The 15686-nt window shown below is 52.2% G+C and carries 16 protein-coding genes; 2 read left to right on the top strand and 14 right to left on the bottom strand.

All coding sequences use genetic code 11. From position 1 onward, the window contains the following. Window positions 1–5: 5 nt before the first annotated feature. The 4 genes from BL249_RS12475 to BL249_RS12460 form a co-directional block, all read right to left on the bottom strand. The gene (locus BL249_RS12475) at window positions 6–956 is read right to left on the bottom strand and encodes a nucleoside hydrolase (protein ID WP_099705008.1); all 951 of its coding nucleotides are present in this window, start codon (window positions 954–956) and stop codon (window positions 6–8) included. Next, window positions 953–1906 (bottom strand): nucleoside hydrolase, encoded by a 954-nt coding sequence (locus BL249_RS12470; protein WP_199073472.1) that lies wholly within the window; start codon window positions 1904–1906, stop codon window positions 953–955. The genes BL249_RS12475 and BL249_RS12470 overlap by 4 nt, the downstream gene beginning before the upstream one ends. After that, entirely contained in the window at window positions 1903–2787 is an 885-nt protein-coding gene (locus BL249_RS12465; protein ID WP_099705006.1) for a dihydrodipicolinate synthase family protein, read from the bottom strand. The genes BL249_RS12470 and BL249_RS12465 overlap by 4 nt, the downstream gene beginning before the upstream one ends. A 154-nt stretch (window positions 2788–2941) precedes the next feature. Beyond that, window positions 2942–4495, bottom strand: coding sequence for an ABC transporter substrate-binding protein (locus BL249_RS12460; protein ID WP_099705005.1), 1554 nt, complete (start codon window positions 4493–4495; stop codon window positions 2942–2944). 137 nt (window positions 4496–4632) lie between these two features. Here BL249_RS12460 and BL249_RS12455 point away from each other — a divergent pair, with 137 nt between their 5' ends. Then, window positions 4633–5538: a LysR family transcriptional regulator gene (locus BL249_RS12455; RefSeq protein ID WP_099705004.1), complete on the top strand. Its 906-nt coding sequence runs from the start codon at window positions 4633–4635 to the stop codon at window positions 5536–5538. Here BL249_RS12455 and BL249_RS12450 read toward each other — a convergent pair. The 4 genes from BL249_RS12450 to BL249_RS12435 all read right to left on the bottom strand — a co-directional run bounded on the left by BL249_RS12450 (window position 5531) and on the right by BL249_RS12435 (window position 9053). Then, window positions 5531–6133 carry a hypothetical protein gene (locus BL249_RS12450; RefSeq protein ID WP_099705003.1) on the bottom strand — a complete coding sequence of 201 codons (603 nt, stop codon included), beginning with the start codon at window positions 6131–6133 and terminating at the stop codon, window positions 5531–5533. The two genes, BL249_RS12455 and BL249_RS12450, sit on opposite strands and share 8 nt — an antisense overlap. 413 nt (window positions 6134–6546) lie before the next feature. After that, window positions 6547–7077, bottom strand: coding sequence for a gluconokinase (gene gntK, locus BL249_RS12445; protein WP_099705002.1), 531 nt, complete (start codon window positions 7075–7077; stop codon window positions 6547–6549). A 159-nt stretch (window positions 7078–7236) separates the two neighbouring features. Continuing rightward, the gene (gntR, locus tag BL249_RS12440) at window positions 7237–8232 is read right to left on the bottom strand and encodes a gluconate operon transcriptional repressor GntR (RefSeq protein ID WP_099705001.1); all 996 of its coding nucleotides are present in this window, start codon (window positions 8230–8232) and stop codon (window positions 7237–7239) included. 125 nt (window positions 8233–8357) lie between these two features. Then, window positions 8358–9053: a pirin family protein gene (locus tag BL249_RS12435; RefSeq protein WP_099705000.1), complete on the bottom strand. Its 696-nt coding sequence runs from the start codon at window positions 9051–9053 to the stop codon at window positions 8358–8360. Between the two features lie 415 nt (window positions 9054–9468). Between BL249_RS12435 and BL249_RS12430 the strand changes: the two genes are divergently transcribed. Then, entirely contained in the window at window positions 9469–9756 is a 288-nt protein-coding gene (locus BL249_RS12430) for a DUF2756 domain-containing protein (RefSeq protein ID WP_099704999.1), read from the top strand. Here the strand turns inward: BL249_RS12430 and ugpQ are convergent, their stop codons facing one another. The 6 genes from ugpQ to livF all read right to left on the bottom strand — a co-directional run bounded on the left by ugpQ (window position 9757) and on the right by livF (window position 15685). Continuing rightward, window positions 9757–10497, bottom strand: coding sequence for a glycerophosphodiester phosphodiesterase (ugpQ, locus tag BL249_RS12425; RefSeq protein WP_168174279.1), 741 nt, complete (start codon window positions 10495–10497; stop codon window positions 9757–9759). It lies immediately after the preceding gene. A gap of 3 nt (window positions 10498–10500) precedes the next feature. Then, complete coding sequence (locus BL249_RS12420) at window positions 10501–11571, bottom strand: sn-glycerol-3-phosphate import ATP-binding protein UgpC (RefSeq protein WP_099704997.1); 1071 nt, start codon at window positions 11569–11571, stop codon at window positions 10501–10503. Between the two features lies 1 nt (window position 11572). Further along, window positions 11573–12418: a sn-glycerol-3-phosphate ABC transporter permease UgpE gene (ugpE, locus tag BL249_RS12415; protein WP_099704996.1), complete on the bottom strand. Its 846-nt coding sequence runs from the start codon at window positions 12416–12418 to the stop codon at window positions 11573–11575. Then, window positions 12415–13302 carry a sn-glycerol-3-phosphate ABC transporter permease UgpA gene (ugpA, locus tag BL249_RS12410; protein ID WP_099704995.1) on the bottom strand — a complete coding sequence of 296 codons (888 nt, stop codon included), beginning with the start codon at window positions 13300–13302 and terminating at the stop codon, window positions 12415–12417. The genes ugpE and ugpA overlap by 4 nt, the downstream gene beginning before the upstream one ends. A gap of 83 nt (window positions 13303–13385) precedes the next feature. Then, window positions 13386–14702 carry a sn-glycerol-3-phosphate ABC transporter substrate-binding protein UgpB gene (gene ugpB, locus BL249_RS12405; protein ID WP_099704994.1) on the bottom strand — a complete coding sequence of 439 codons (1317 nt, stop codon included), beginning with the start codon at window positions 14700–14702 and terminating at the stop codon, window positions 13386–13388. A 269-nt stretch (window positions 14703–14971) separates the two neighbouring features. Further along, window positions 14972–15685, bottom strand: coding sequence for a high-affinity branched-chain amino acid ABC transporter ATP-binding protein LivF (livF, locus tag BL249_RS12400; protein ID WP_099704993.1), 714 nt, complete (start codon window positions 15683–15685; stop codon window positions 14972–14974). Between the last annotated feature and the right edge of the window lies 1 nt (window position 15686).

Below are 15686 nucleotides of genomic sequence, written 5' to 3'. Positions count from 1 at the left end.
TCCTGTTAAGTTTCGCTACCACCATAAACGGCCAGCCGCTGTGACAGCAGATCGAGAAAACCGGACTCGTCGATGGTCTGCATCACATCGGCGTTGGGTGGCTCTTGCTGCTTACAGTGAAAATCTGCCCAGGTATAACCGGCAGTCGGTCCGGAAGTAGCAACACCTATCCGTGACTGCACGCCGGAAAAAAGTTGTGGTGCCAGTAACCAGGCTATGGTGGTCGCATCATGCACCGGCCCACCTTCGCGCCCGTAGCGTTTTATATCGCTGCGATCGAAACGCCGTAACAGGGCGGCAACGGCGCGGCCAGCCGCACCACCCCGCTGCTCAAAATCCTGAATATGATCGCGAGTGACCAATGCCTGAAACGTCATATCCAGTGGCATCACCGTCAATGGAATGCCGCTGTTAAAAACGACATCTGCCGCATGAGGGTCGGCATAAACATTAAATTCTGCCCACGGCACCCGATGACCTAGCGCGGTAAACGCACAGCTCATGGTCACTATCCGGCTAATTCCCTGACTAACCAGCGGATCCTGCACCAGGGCAAGGGCGAGATTGGTCATCGGACCAATAGCACACAGCGTCAGTAATTCACCGGATTCTACCGCCTGACGTGCCTGACGAACAATAAACGTAACCGCCGATTCCGCTTGTGGTTGTCGTTCGGTTGCAGGCATCAGATCATCACTGAAAGCCCCCACATGGGCATAACGCCCATAAACCTGCTTACCCATCAACGGCCCTGGCGCGCCGGCAAAAACCGGAACGGAACGCCCTGAGAGCGCAACAATTTTACACGCATTTGCCAGCGTGGCATTCAGCGGAACGTTGCCGGCTACGGCGGTAATCCCCAACACCTCCAGCTCTGGTGAGGCGAGCGCCAGTAGAATAGCAATAGCGTCATCAACGCCAGGATCGGTATCGATGATAATACGCTGGCGGCTCATGATTGTTCTCCATAACGGGCAATTCTTGCCAGCATCAATTCAAATACCCCGCGGGCGTTCACGCCGGTCACCACGCTGGCGTTGGCCAACTGACCAGACTTGCCGTACCAGTCTGCCTGGGTATGACCGAGAAACTGCGGACTGTCATATTCGACAAATACCCGGGCTTGCTGACTGCTAAACAAGGTATTATCCAGCAGCCAGACAATCACCAGGGGATCGTGTAAAGGGCCACCACGCGATCCGTAACGCACCACATCATTACGATCCCAGAATGCCATTAGCTGGCCCAATGGTCCGGCCAGTCTGCCAGCATGCCGGGTAAACTGGCTGACATAGTCAGGTGTCAGTATCACCTGATGCGTGGCATCCAGCGGCAACACGGTGATGGCAAAATCCTGAGAAAAAACGATGTGCGCAGCATGAGGATCGGCCAGCATATTAAATTCGGCGCTGAACGTGCGGTTACCGTTATCACGAAACGCTCCGCCCATCAGCACCACTCGTTCAATTCCTTTGCTAATAGTCGGATCGATACGCAGCGCGACGGCGAGGTTGGTCAACGGCCCCAGGCAGCAGAGCGTCAGCGGCCTGGCCTGCCGCTGTGCCCGATGGCAACTCTCAATGATAAAATTGACCGCATGAAGACTGCTGACATCGCGTTCAGGTGCCGGTAATACCAGATTACCTAATCCATTATGACCATGAAACTGCCCATAAATAGGCTGACGTAACAGCGGACGCCAGCAGCCGGCAAATACCGCAATATCGTCACACCCCGCCAGCGCGGCGATCTGCAAGGCATTACGCTGGGTAATAGCCAGCGGCTGGTTTCCACAAACGGTGGTAATCCCGAGAATATCCAGTTCTGGCGAAACAAAAGCCGTCAGTAATGCAATCGCGTCATCAATACCCGGATCGCAATCAATAATCACCGGTCGCGCCATTATAGCGCTCCAACATCACGCAGCACGGCCGCGATTTCATCCCGCGCGGCCGTATTGAGCGGCTGTTGCGGCGCCAGCGGATCGCCAACGGCAAAGCCTTGTAACGCCAGCGCGGCTTTAATACAGGCGGCAATGGAATATTTGGCAAAAATTTCGTTAACCCGCCATAACGGGCGCTGAAGCGCCATGGCGCTCTGCCAGTCACCGGCAGCGGCAGCACGCCACAGCGCAATACTTTGCTGTGGCACAATACAGGCCGGCCCCGCCATCCAGCCAACGCCACCGATCAGCATTACGCAGGCCGGAATGTGCGCCGAAGCGGAAAAAACCTGCATGCGTCCGCGAGTACGCTCAATAATTGACAACAAACGGCCGGTGTTAGTGGAAGCGTCTTTAATATACGCAATGTTTTCAACATAGCTCAGACGCTCAATCAGCGGCAGGCTGAGATCGGCCCGCTGAAACTGTGGGTTGGTATAAAGGACCAGCGGTTTATCGCCGGCGGCGGTGGCAATCGCGCGGAAATAGCATTCAATGGCGTCATCATTCAGCGGGAAATAGGCTTCCAGAATAGCCAGAATGCCATCAGCGCCGGCAGCAAGACACGCCCGGGTCTGCGCCTCGGCATCCTGCACCGTGGTTGCCGCCACCCCGGCGATGACCGGCACCCGTCCGCGGGCGGCCATCACCACCGTACGCACAATCTCCAGGCGCTGAGCATTATTAAGATAGGCAAATTCACCGGTACTTCCCAACGCAGTCAATCCCTGGACGCCGCAATCAATAAGATGATTAACCAGCGCCGTCAGCACCGGTTTATTAATGCAACCATCAGGCATCACCGGGGAAACCAGATACGGAAATACCCCATTAAAAGAAGTCATGGCTTCTCTCTCATTGTAAGAAATTACCCTGATATTGACGTGGTTAATGATAAAAGCCCTGGTGTTGGCTTATTTCTCCGTGCCGCTGCAATCGCAGCGGCACGGAGAGGATGTTCAGGTCCCTGGTGTTGGCCTGATTTAGTGCATGATGATTTTATTTTTTTGCGGGGTGAATGTAATACGGCAAGGTATAGCCGTCAGAACGCCCCTGGTAGAGATACTGCTTTTTCATTACCCAGCTATTAGAGAAAAACAAAACAGGAATAACCCCCTGTTGCTGCATCGCAAGATCTGTCGCCTGCTGTAGCAGCTTTTCACGCTGATTATCGTCCAGCGTTGACCGGGCCTGATTAAGTAACCGGTCAAATTGCGGATTACTGTATCGCCCGCGATTTCCCTGGCCGGCATTCGGGCCAAAGGTTTCAAGTAACGGGCCAAGTACTCCTGAAGCCTCGCCTGTTTCGTCTGCCGCGCCGCCCATCACCAGGCTAAAATCACGCCTGGCGGCACGCGAAAAATAGACGCTGCCCGGCATGGTCACCACACTGGTATCAATACCAACGCGATTGAACATCTGTCCCAGTGCCTGAGCAATGCGCGCATCATTCGGATAGCGGTCATTTGAGGCATGGAAAGTTAGCGAAAAACCTTTCGGGTAACCCGCCTTTGCCAGCAACTGTTTTGCCTGCTGCGGATCGTATTTCGCCTCAGCAACCGCCGGTGAGTAACCAAAATAACCATTGGGCACCAACTGTGAGGCTGGCATGCCCTGACCATCGAGAATACGATCGACGATCGCCTGGCGATTAATCGCCAGCGAAAGGGCCTGGCGAACTTCCACTTTGCGCAGCGGGTTCTTACCATCAGCCCCTTTGGCAAACGGCGAACGCTCACGATCCTGATCCGGATGTAAATACAGTACGCGATTTCCCGGAACGGTGACCATACGCAACGTATCTTTAGCAGCAAGGGTTTTTCCGTCAGCGGAAGGCACGGCCTCAATCATATCGACATCACCAGAAAGTAATGCCGCCACCCTGGCGCTACTATTTTTATACAGCTTCAGGATAACCTTATCCCACTGCGCTTTCTCACCCCAGTAATCATCATTACGTGCCAGTACGACCTGATCGTCCGGCGTCCAGGACACAAACCTGAAGGGGCCGGTACCAATCACATCTTTCCCCTCATTGAGGGTACTGCTGGGCGTATGCTCAAGCCGGGCCGGCATAATGGCAATACGACTGAGGTTATTTAGCAACAACGCCGCTGGCGTACGGGTCACGATTTCAACCGTCATCGAATCAAGTGCTTTAACCTCAGCAATGTCAGCAACATAAGGTGTATAAGCGCTGGGACTGCTTTTCGCGGCCAGCGCCACGCGCTTAATACTGGCAACCACATCGCTGGCGGTAAGCGGCGAGCCATCATGAAACTTAACCCCCGGCCTCAGTGAAAAATGCCAGGTCGTTTTATTAATCGCCTGCCATGAAACCGCCAGCGCCGGCGTGATTTTTTGCCGGGCATCCTGATTCACCAGACCATCAAACAAATTGCGCGCCATCGCGCTGTTTGCGCCGCCGACATAAAACTGCGGGTCCATTGACGTGGTTGATGAAGCCAGACCAATGGTCAGATCGGCCGCTTGTGCCAGACCGGCACCGGAAAAAAGTAACGTAAAAAAAACGGCCAGTTTTGCCTTATGCATTCCATTTGCCTCTGTTGTCATTGTTTCTGGTTATTTGTAGAGCAGTGACGTTTTCAGTCTAGGAGGTGATAATCTGGATGAAAAATTGTATTTTGTATTCTTTTCATAAGTAAACATTATATTTAAGTTGGGCGGGCATGAGCCGAATCAATCCAAGGCAGGTAGAAGCGTTTCACAAAGTCATTCTGACCGGCGGCATTACGCAGGCGGCCAATATGATGAATATTACCCAACCTGCGGTCAGCAGGCTGATCAAAGATTTTGAATATGCACTCAACCTTAAGCTGTTTGATCGCGATGGCCGAGGCCTTGAGCCACGCGAAGAAGCGCTAAAGCTGTTTCGCGAAGTTGAGCGCATTTATCTTGGCCTCGACCATATTGCCCGTATTGCCGATGACATCCGTCAGTCGCGAAACAGCGTATTGCGCGTCGGTGCGGTTTCTGCGCTTTCTGCGCTTTGTACCGAATCGATTTTACCGTCTCTGCTACGTAACAATCCTGAACTGTCACTGTTTATGGATGTGGAAAGTACCACGTCCATTATTGATATGGTGCTCAGTAACCAATACGACGTCGGCTTTATCTATGGTCGCCCGACGCTGAAAGGTTTGCGCGCCGATTTGCTGGGGGTAAGCCAGGCTGTCGCGGTGATGGCGATCGATCACCCGCTGAGTCAGCAGCCCAAAATTACCTTGCAGGACCTGACAAGGTACCGCGCTATCCTGCCGGGACGTAAAACGGTAATGCGCGAACGCCTGGCTCAGCTGCATAGCGAGGCAGATTTAACCCTGTTTAGTCCGATAGAAACGTCACTGGTTCAGTGCTGTAACCTGGCCGCTGCCGGACTGGGCATTGCCGTGGTCGATATTGTCACCGCGAAAACCAGCCCATCGGAAATAGTCATGAAACCCTTTGAGCCATTGATTGAAGTGGCATGGCTGGCGATTTTTCCGCCACAGCACGGGCGCAGTATGGTGGTTGAGCAACTGGTTGAGAAGATGCGGGAAAAACTGGCGATGCTGGAGAGGCCGGCGTTTAATTAAGCGCGCTTTTATTCGCGGCTGCGAACCATTCCAGCGTTCCGCCCGCACTGATAAAACTTTTAATCGCTTTCATTTCATGATGATGGCGATAATAATTATCCGCCAGATGAAGGCCAATAATGTCACTCTGTCGACGCAGGTAATGGGCGATCGCTTCGCCACCCGGATGAGACTGTTGCAACGCGGCTTCATTTTGCAGAGCCTGCTGATGCTGCCGGATACGCGCCGTTTCCTCATCACTGAACGCCGGCATCAATACCAGAAAAGTTGGCATCAGCTGAATACCCACCACCAGCCGCTGGCTGGCGTCGACAATCTTTGCAAACGCGGCCTGAAAAGGCTCGTCATACTCGTCACGAGGGGCAAACGCCTGCTCGCTGGCAATCTGTGATACCCAGCGCTGGCTGCGAAAAGCTTCTGCCACGCCGGCAATGGCATCATAAATGGCGTTGGCTGCCAGCAAACGAAAACAAACTGGCGCCACTGCTGAAGTTGTCTCACCGCTAACGACGGCAAAAAACCACTCTTCTTCACGCGCAATGTCTTCAGGCTGAAGCGCAAAGCTGGAATCATGCGGGGACGTTTGCTGGTTCATTCCGGTGGCCCTGACATCACACACTCTGCTAAATGCCAGGGTAAGTTATTATCTTTATTCATCATTTTATCGCCCATACAGATTACCTTATCCCCATGCTACCCGGTCCTGATTGACGTAACAAATGCGCAATATACTGCGAAAAGGCGCCGGCCACTACGTCGTTACAGAATTTTACTTTATCAGAAAGCCATTGTGTCACACGCCTGCTTTACGGATTTGGTCGCGAAATAATTGACAGGCAAGCAACAGACACCGAAGTAACAGCCGGGCGGTACGCCGGTGGAGGGAAATAAAAACAACAAAGGCAGGATATCTGCACAAACAAGCGCGCGGCCTGGCGCTAACGCATTAGCGATGCAACTGTCTGGCGTCAGTGAACCCCAGACAGAGCAGCGAAAAGTCAGTAAGCACTAACTCATTTGATTATTAATAGTACCAATAGTATTCGCCACCACCTCATCCAGTGGATGATTAATGTCGACTACCAGCACGTCCGGTTCATCACTGCCGGGTTCCTGCAGGGTTTCAAACTGGGAAACCAGCATCTGTGGCTTGAAAAAATGCCCTTTACGCGCCCGCAGACGACTTTCAATGGTGTCAAAATCGCCTTTCAGGTAGATAAAGGAGAGATTATCATTACCTTCGCGCAGTAAATCGCGATAATTCTTTTTTAGCGCTGAACAGACGATCAGAGAAATGCGATGGGTCCGCTGCATTGCAAAGGCCGCATCGTTTATGGCCTGTAACCATGGACGGCGGTCATCATCATTTAAGGCGTGGCCGTGCGACATTTTTTCAATATTGGCACGCGGATGCAGAAAATCACCATCCACAAACGCCGCTTTCATCTGCCAGGCCACTTCGCTGGCAACCACGGATTTACCACTTCCTGAAACTCCCATCAGAACAAAAACATGATTAGCACAAGCAGATGTTGTCATAACGACTCCGGGAAAACCTTCAGTAATGTTATCGGTAACATTGTCCGAATCACAGCCTGATATGGCAACAGGCGCAGGGCGAAAAGCTCAAAATTGTGACCTTGCTCATAAAAATGGCTTTTTGTCGCCTCAATCGCCTCTCCGCAGGCAGGCAGCCACTCAGATACTGCCGCCAGGCGAAAGGGTGAACCCCATATCAACTGACTGACGTGCAACGGTCTCGCCCTGAATACGTGCCAGCAGCATGCTGGCAGCCATATTGCCCATCTCTTCTCTCGGCGTAATCACTGTCGCCAGCGGCGGATTGACCACCCGTGAGATATCATGTCCATGGAAACCGGCAATCGCCATCTGCTGTGGCACCTGTAGCCCCTGACGCTGGCATTCAAACAGGGCGCCTACCGCCAGGTCATCATTGGTGCAAAACAGACTATCGGTTTCAGGATAACGCCTTTGCGCTTCACGCAACAGCGTACCGCCAGCGGAGAAGGTTGACGCTTCCGGCATCATCAGGCTACGCGGTTCAAGACCTGCTTCCCGCATCGCGCGCTCATAACCCTGCTGTTTTTGCAGCGTGCGCTCGTCCATGCGCGCTCCCAGATAGACCGGATAACGATAACCCTGCTGTAAAATAGCATGCGTCATCTGCCGGGCCGCTTCGTAATTGTTGAAACCTACCGCCATATCCAGACAGGGAGAAACGCTGTCCATCATTTCAACGACCGGAATACCAGCGGTTTCAATCATACGCAGGCTGGCAGGGGTATGGCTACGCTCGCTAAGAATCAGACCATCAATATTCCAGCCCAGCAACGAACGCATCTGCCGTTCTTCTTTCTGCGGACTGTAACCAAAGTGTGCCACCATAGTCTGATAACCCGCTGCATCGGTAACGCTTTCAATACCGCGCAGTACCGCCGCAAACACCTGATTTGTGAAAGAAGGCAGCAGCACGCCAATGGCCCGACTGGTGGCATTTGACAGAATGTCAGGAGCGCGATTGGGAATATAACCCAGCTCATCAAGCGCCACCGCAATGCGACTTTGCAGCATCGGCGAAACCTGATCCGGGTTGCGTAAAAAACGGCTGACCGTCATTTTGGTAACACCAACGCGATCGGCTACGTCCTGTAAAACCGGCCTTTTCTTTTTCATGTTGCAGCATCAGCCTGGATGAAAGAATCTGATACTGAGTGTATCAAAATTGCGCCGGCGGGGGATGAGGGATATATCGCGCGCTGATAACAGCAGGCGCAGGGGAACCCTGCGCCTGCTAATCGTTATACTGCTGGCAGATCAAACAACAAAACTTCCGCCTCACTGCCAGCGGTGACCGCCAGGTGGCTTTCATCCCAGATAGCCAGGGCATCACTGGTGGTCACCGCCTTTCCGTTAACGCTAAGGTCACCTTTGACCACCTGCAGCCAGTAACGCCGATCGGACTGTAGATCGAGCGCATCGTGATCACCTGCAGACAATACCCAGCGCGACAGCGTCATATCCTGGTAAACCTTCAGCGAGCCATCACGGGCATCCGGAGACAATACCAGCTGACGTCCCTGACGATCGTCAAAACGCCGCTGTTCATAGCGTGGTGTAATACCGACACTGTCCGGAATCACCCAGATTTGATACAGATGCAGCGGCTCTTCACTACTGGCATTGTATTCAGAATGACGAATGCCGCTGCCGGCACTCATAATCTGAAACTCCCCGGCGGGGATCTGCTCTTTATTACCCATACTGTCCTGATGCTCAATGGTGCCAGACAGCACGTAGGTCAGAATCTCCATGTCTTTGTGCGGATGGGTACCAAAGCCCTGGCCTGGCGCAATAACGTCTTCATTAATCACCCGCAGGGCTGAAAAACCCATAAAGTCAGGATCGTAGTAATTGGCAAAGGAGAAGGTATGCCAGCTATCAAGCCAGCCATGATTGGCATGACCCCGATCGTTTGCCTGGCGTAAATAAATCATGTTGCTGCCTCCACACTATTTTTTCTTCAGTGTGCAGTAACAACTGGCAATAAGATAGCGGAGAGAATTGACGCCTCTGTTCAAATTTACCGAAGAAGTTTGACGCAGAATTTCCAAAAAAAAAGCCAGCACCGGGCTGGCCAAGAAACACTGGAAGCAATGTGAGCAATGTCATGCCACCAGGAGAAACACCAAAGATCTCCGGCATCCCCTGAAGGCGAAGAGAATAGTAACTATTATCATTCGCAATTGCAAAGATTTTTCATCAATTTTTTCAGGAAAGTTTATTGTCAAAAGCCATGATATTTAAAAGGAATTATAGAAAAAGTACCCTGGACGTTATTCCAGAGCCTTCCTGGAAAAGAATGGTGCCGGATGTTTTACAATAAAGTGATAATCACAAGGAGGACTCAGTATGAAATGGTTAATTTTTCTGGCGGTCGTATTACCTTCTGGCGCAATGGCAAGCATGCTGAATAACAGTAATGCGCTGCAAACTAATCAACCGTTTAAACCGGGTTACAATGCCAGCACCCAGCGTATGCAAAACCAGATGCGTAACCAGCAGCAAAATCAGCAGCTTAAATTGCAGCAGGAACAGCAGCAGATGCAACAAAAAATTCAGGAACAGCGTGACCAGGCGCAGCAACGTACCATTCAGCTACAACCGGGGAACCAGACCACGCCGCAGAACAATCCGTGATTACCGAAAATTGGGGCCAATCAGGTCGATGCGATCGGTACAGATGGCATCGACTCCCCATGCTAACAAGGTTCGCGCCCGCTCCACCTCATTGACGGTATAAACCAGAATCCGCAGACCAGCCTGTTTTATCGCCGCCACGCGCGCGCGGCTGAGTACACGATGATTAAAGTGCAAAGAAATGCATTGTAATTCGGCCGCTTTCTCCTGCCAGTCATCAATCCATTCATGTAACAGATAACCGCGAGCCAGGGCGGGCGCCGCTTCTTTTGCTGCCATAAGCGCATCATATTCAAATGACGAAAGCAGCGGCGGTGTCATTCCCTGCCACAGTTCCTGCGCCGCCCGCGCAATCGCGCTGCCGGTTTCCCGTGCCAGTCCCGTTGTCGGTTTAATTTCGATGTTGGCCATCATGTTATAATCACGACAGCGTGCGGCAACCTGTGACAGTAAAGGCAGCCGCTCATCAGCAAACGACTGAGCAAACCAGCTCCCCGCATCCAGCAGACGGAGTGTTTCCCACGTCAACTCACCGGCCACTCCGCGGCCATTACTGGTGCGTTCAAGGGTATCATCATGCAGCAGAAATATTTCGCCATCACGTGATAATTTTGCGTCAAATTCAATCATTTTATGGCCAAATCCGGCGCCTTTGTCGATTGCTGCCAGCGTATTTTCCGGCGCCAGTGAACCGCCGCCACGGTGAGCGACAATAGCCGGATAAGGCCAGTCATTTTTCATCATTTACTCAATCCGTTGTCCAGTTTCAGTATCAAAATAGTGTAGTGATTTAGCCGGTAAATGCAGCCACAATGTGCTGCCGGGTTGAGGCCGCTCGGCATGAGGCAGTCGCACGACTACGTTACTGTTGCCCCATTTTCCGTGCACCAGATTATCAGCACCGAGCATTTCTAAAGTGTCAACGATCAGTGCGACGGTTGCACGCGCGCCGCTGCTGACCGTCAGATGCTCGGGACGAATACCCACCGTGAGCTTACGCCCCGCCCAGGCCGTTTTGGCTTCCGGTAATGCCAGACTGAATTCACCGAGTTGCAGCGTCAGGCCGTCGTCACTCACCACCCCCGCCAGCAAATTCATTGCCGGAGAGCCAATAAAACTGGCGACAAACAGGGTTGCCGGGCGTTCATAAATCTCCACCGGAGTGCCAAGCTGCTCCAGCCGTCCTTTGTTCATTACCATCACTCGCTGGGCGAGCGTCATCGCTTCCACCTGGTCGTGGGTAACGTAAATACTGGTGGTACGCAGACGACGGTGCAACTGTTGTAGCTCAAGACGCATTTGCACCCGCAGGCGAGCATCCAGATTAGACAGCGGTTCATCAAATAAAAAAACGGCGGGCTCACGCACAATTGCCCGCCCCATGGCAACGCGCTGACGCTGGCCACCGGACAATTCGCGCGGGCGGCGTTTTAGCAAAGGTTCCAGCTCCAGCGCCCGGGCAGCATCCTGCACTTTTTTGGCGATTTGCGCTTTACCCAAACCACGAATTTTCAGACCGTAGGCCATGTTCTCTTCCACCGTCATATGTGGATAAAGTGCATAGTTCTGAAATACCATAGCAATACCACGATCTTTCGGTTCCAGTTCAGTCACCCGGGTCGCGTCGATATAAATATCGCCACTACTCACACGCTCCAGACCCGCGACCATACGCAGCAAGGTTGATTTACCACAGCCAGACGGACCCACCATCACCATAAACTCGCCCTGTTCAATGGTGACATCCAGTGGATGAATAACCGGGGTTTTGCCATCGTAGGACTTCGTTACCGCCTGAAGTTTAACCACTGCCATATTATTTCTCGCTCTCTACCAGACCACGTACGAAGGCACGCTGCATTACATATACAACAATCACCGGCGGTATTAAGGTCAGCAACATTGCCGCCATTACCTCATTCCACTGTGTCGGCGAACCGCTGGTGGAGATCATGCTTTTAATACCGGCAACGGCGGTGCTTAAACCGGCATCGTTAATGATAAGCAACGGCCAGAGATACTGGTTCCAGCCGTAAATAAAGGTGATCACAAACAGCGCGGCCAGATTAGTTTTTGACAGCGGTAACACAATATCCCAGAAAAAACGTAGCGGGCCGGCGCCATCAATGCGCGCCGCTTCCAGTAATTCATCCGGCAGTGACATAAAAAACTGACGAAACAGGAAGGTGGCGGTGGCAGAAGCCATTAATGGCAGGGTCAGACCGCTGTAACTGTCCAGCATATGCAGACTGGAAATGACCTCAACCGTCGGGAAAATACGAACCTCCACCGGTAGCATCAGGGTAATAAAAATCAGCCAGAAAAACAGCGTACGCAGCGGGAAGCGAAACCAGACCAGCGCAAAAGCAGAAAGTATTGATACCACTATTTTGCCAAACGTTATACCCAGCGCCATCACCAGGCTGTTGAACATCATCAGACTGAATGCCGGCCCGCTGCCGTTAACGCCATGGGTCCAGATATGTGAAACGTTTTGCCATAAATGATTACCGGGTATCAGCGTCATTGGCACGTTGTAGACCTCATGGCCATCCAGCGTCGCCGCCACAAACGCCACATACAAGGGAAACAAAATCGTCAACACCCCGAGAACAAGCAGGGTGTGGCTGAAAATATCCAGCCCGCGTCGGTTTTCTATCATTGGTAACGAACCTTACGCTCAATAAAGCGAAACTGAAGTACCGTCAGGCCAATAACCAGCAACATCAGCACCACAGACTGCGCCGCCGAAGTGGAAAGATCGAGCCCGGCAAAACCTTCCCGGTATATTTTGTAGATGAGCGTGGTGGTTGCCTGAACCGGTCCGCCACCAGTGGCGGCATCAATAACCGGAAAGGTATCGAAAAAGGCATACACCAGATTAATAACCAGCAGGAAGAAGCTAACCGGCGTAATCAACGGCAGAGACAGGTTGAAAAATCGACGTACCGGACCGGCACCGTCAATGGCGGCGGCTTCCACTAATGAACGGGGAATAGACTGCAAGGCAGCAAAGAAAAACAGAAAGTTATAGCTCATTTGTTGCCATATCGATGCCAGCACGATCAAAAACATCGCCTGGCCGCTGTTTTGTGCATAGTTCCAGTTGTAGCCAAGCTGATTGAGAAGATGACTGAACAGCCCAAGCCCCGGATTAAACAGAAACATCCATAATACCGCAGCGACAACCGGCGCGACCGCATAAGGCAGCAGCAGTAAAGTCTGATAGAGTTTTTTCAGCCGGACAACATAATCGACCAGCGCCGCGAGAAATAAAGACAATGCCATACCAAACACGGTCACTAACGCGCTGAACTCAATCGTGGTCCAGAAAGAATCGAGGTAGTAGCTATCGCTAAAAAGATGTTTGAAGTTATCCAGACCCACGAAGGTGCTGGAGATACCGAACGGATCAAGGCTTTGTAACGAGTACCACAGCGCTTCACCCGCCGGCCAGATAAAAAAAATCGCCGTGATCAGTAACTGTGGTAGCACCAGAAGGTAAGGAAGCGGACTGGTACGAAATCCGGGACGGAATGATGACATAACGAGCTCTGTAGCAATGAAAAACAGTAACCGGAAACAACCGGTGCCAGCGGCACCGGATGAGTCACAGCGATTTAGCCGGGTTATTTAACCTGCTGTTCGAAGCGACGCAGCAGCTGATTACCGCGTTTTACCGCGTTATCCAGTGCCGCTTGCGGTGACTGTTTACCGGTCCAGACACCTTCCAGCTCTTCATCAACAACGGTGCGGATCTGCGGCATATTCCCCAGACGCATACCTTTCGTATAAGGCAACGGTGGCTTATTCAGCATCTGCCGGGTGGCGGTATCCGCTCCCGGATTTTTGTCGTAAAAGCCCTGTTTTTTGCTCAGTTCAAACGCCGCGGTGGTGATGGGCAGATAACCGGTTTTCTGGTGCCATTCGGCGGCAATTTCAGGTTGTGCCAGGAATTTCATAAACTCAGCAACCCCTTTATAGGTGGTAGCGTCTTTCCCTTTCATCACCCACAGGCTGGCTCCGCCAATGATTGCATTCTGCGGCGCATTCTTTACCGTCTCATCATAAGGCATCATGCCAACACCAAAATTGAATTTAGCGTACTGACGAATATCGGCCAGTGAACCAGAAGAGGCGGTGGTGATACCGCAATCGCCATTATAAAACTTGGCGGTCGGTTCATCTTTACGGCCATAATAGGTGAAATCACCTTTTTTATTCATCTCTTCCAGCATCTGAATATGGCGGACCTGAACCGGCTTATTGAATTCCAGTTCGGCATCGCTGCCATCGAATCCATTATTTTTGGTGGCTACCGGCAGACCATGCCAGGCGCTGAAGTTTTCAATCTGAATCCAGCCTTGCCAACCGCTGGCATAGCCGCAGCTCATGCCCGCTTTACGCAGCGCGGCGGCATCTTTTGCCAGCGCCTGCCATGTCTTCGGCGGTTCATCCGGATTCAGGCCGGCTTTTTTAAACGCGTCTTTGTTGTAATACAGCACCGGTGTGGAGCTGTTGAATGGCTGGGAAATCAGGCGGCCTTCGGCATCGCTGTAGTAACCTGCAACGGTAGGCACAAATTGCTTCTCATCAAAAGCAACGCCAGAATCTTTGAAAACCTGATAGACAGGGACAATGGCTTTAGAAGCCATCATGGTTGCCGTGCCAACTTCATACACCTGCAAAATAGCCGGTGCTTTACCGGTGCGTACTGCAGCAATACCGGCGGCCAGGCTTTGTTCATAGTTGCCTTTGTAGACCGGCACCACTTTGTAATCGGGATGGGATTCATTGAAGCGCTTTGCCAGAGAGTCGACTTCAACTCCCAGCTCGCCTTCCATTGAATGCCAGAAAGGAATTTCCGTGGCGGCAAAAACGTTACTGCTAACTGCCAGACCCAGCATGACGCCGAGCGTGGTATGACGCAAAGTAAACGATGACATATCCGGTTCCTGTGCCATTTTATTGGTAAGCGCGAAAAAACGAATTAGAACACGCATTTTTTGTTCGCGAAGTAACATGACACGCAAAAATGACAGTTAAATAACTGAAATATTACAAAAATGTGACAGAATTAATATTCTGAGATGCCGTCCTGCGCCAGCTTTTCAGGCGCAGGAGGATAAACAGACCGGGTACAGAAAAAAAAACGGCGGGGCCGGTAATCAGACCCGCCGCCATCCGCAGAAGAAAAACTGGCCCGGAAACCGGGTCAGGCACCTAAATATGCACTGCGTACTGCTTCATTTGCCAGTAACGCCTCGCCGCTATCCTCAAGAACCAGCCGCCCGTTTTCCAGCACGTAGCCGCGATCTGCCAGCTTTAACGCCTGGTTTGCGTTTTGTTCCACGAGGAATATCGTCATGCCGGCCTGGCGTAGTTGTTCAATGGTCTCAAAAATTTGCTGAATAATAATGGGGGCCAGTCCCAGTGAAGGTTCATCCAGCAATAACAGCCGTGGCTGGCTCATCAGCGCCCGGCCAATGGCCAGCATCTGTTGTTCCCCCCCTGACATGGTGCCTGCTCGCTGCGTGCGGCGCTCTTCGAGACGAGGAAACAAGGCGTAAACCTGATGGATACGCTGCTGATAAACCTGCCGGCTGGCAAAAAATCCCCCCATTGCCAGATTTTCTTCCACCGTCATACGTGCAAAAACCCGCCGGCCTTCAGGAACAATGGCAATCGCCTCCCGCATAATGCGCGCGGTCTGCCAGTCAGTAATGGTTTTACCATCAAAAATAATGGTGCCACTACTGGCGCGTGGCTCACCGCACAGCGTTCCCAGCAGCGTGGTTTTGCCGGCGCCGTTCGCGCCAATCAGCGTGACAATTTCGCCTTGCTGAATATGCAGACTGACGCCATGTAAAGCCTGAACAGGCCCGTAATGTGCGCTAACATCGGTCAGCGTTAAGAGTGGCTCAGCCATA

The sequence above is a fragment of the Erwinia sp. OLFS4 genome (assembly GCF_002752165.1).
Taxonomy (GTDB): Bacteria; Pseudomonadota; Gammaproteobacteria; order Enterobacterales; family Enterobacteriaceae; genus Izhakiella.
The sequence above is the reverse complement of the archived record's forward strand: the minus strand, read 5'-3'. Positions and strand labels throughout refer to the sequence as shown.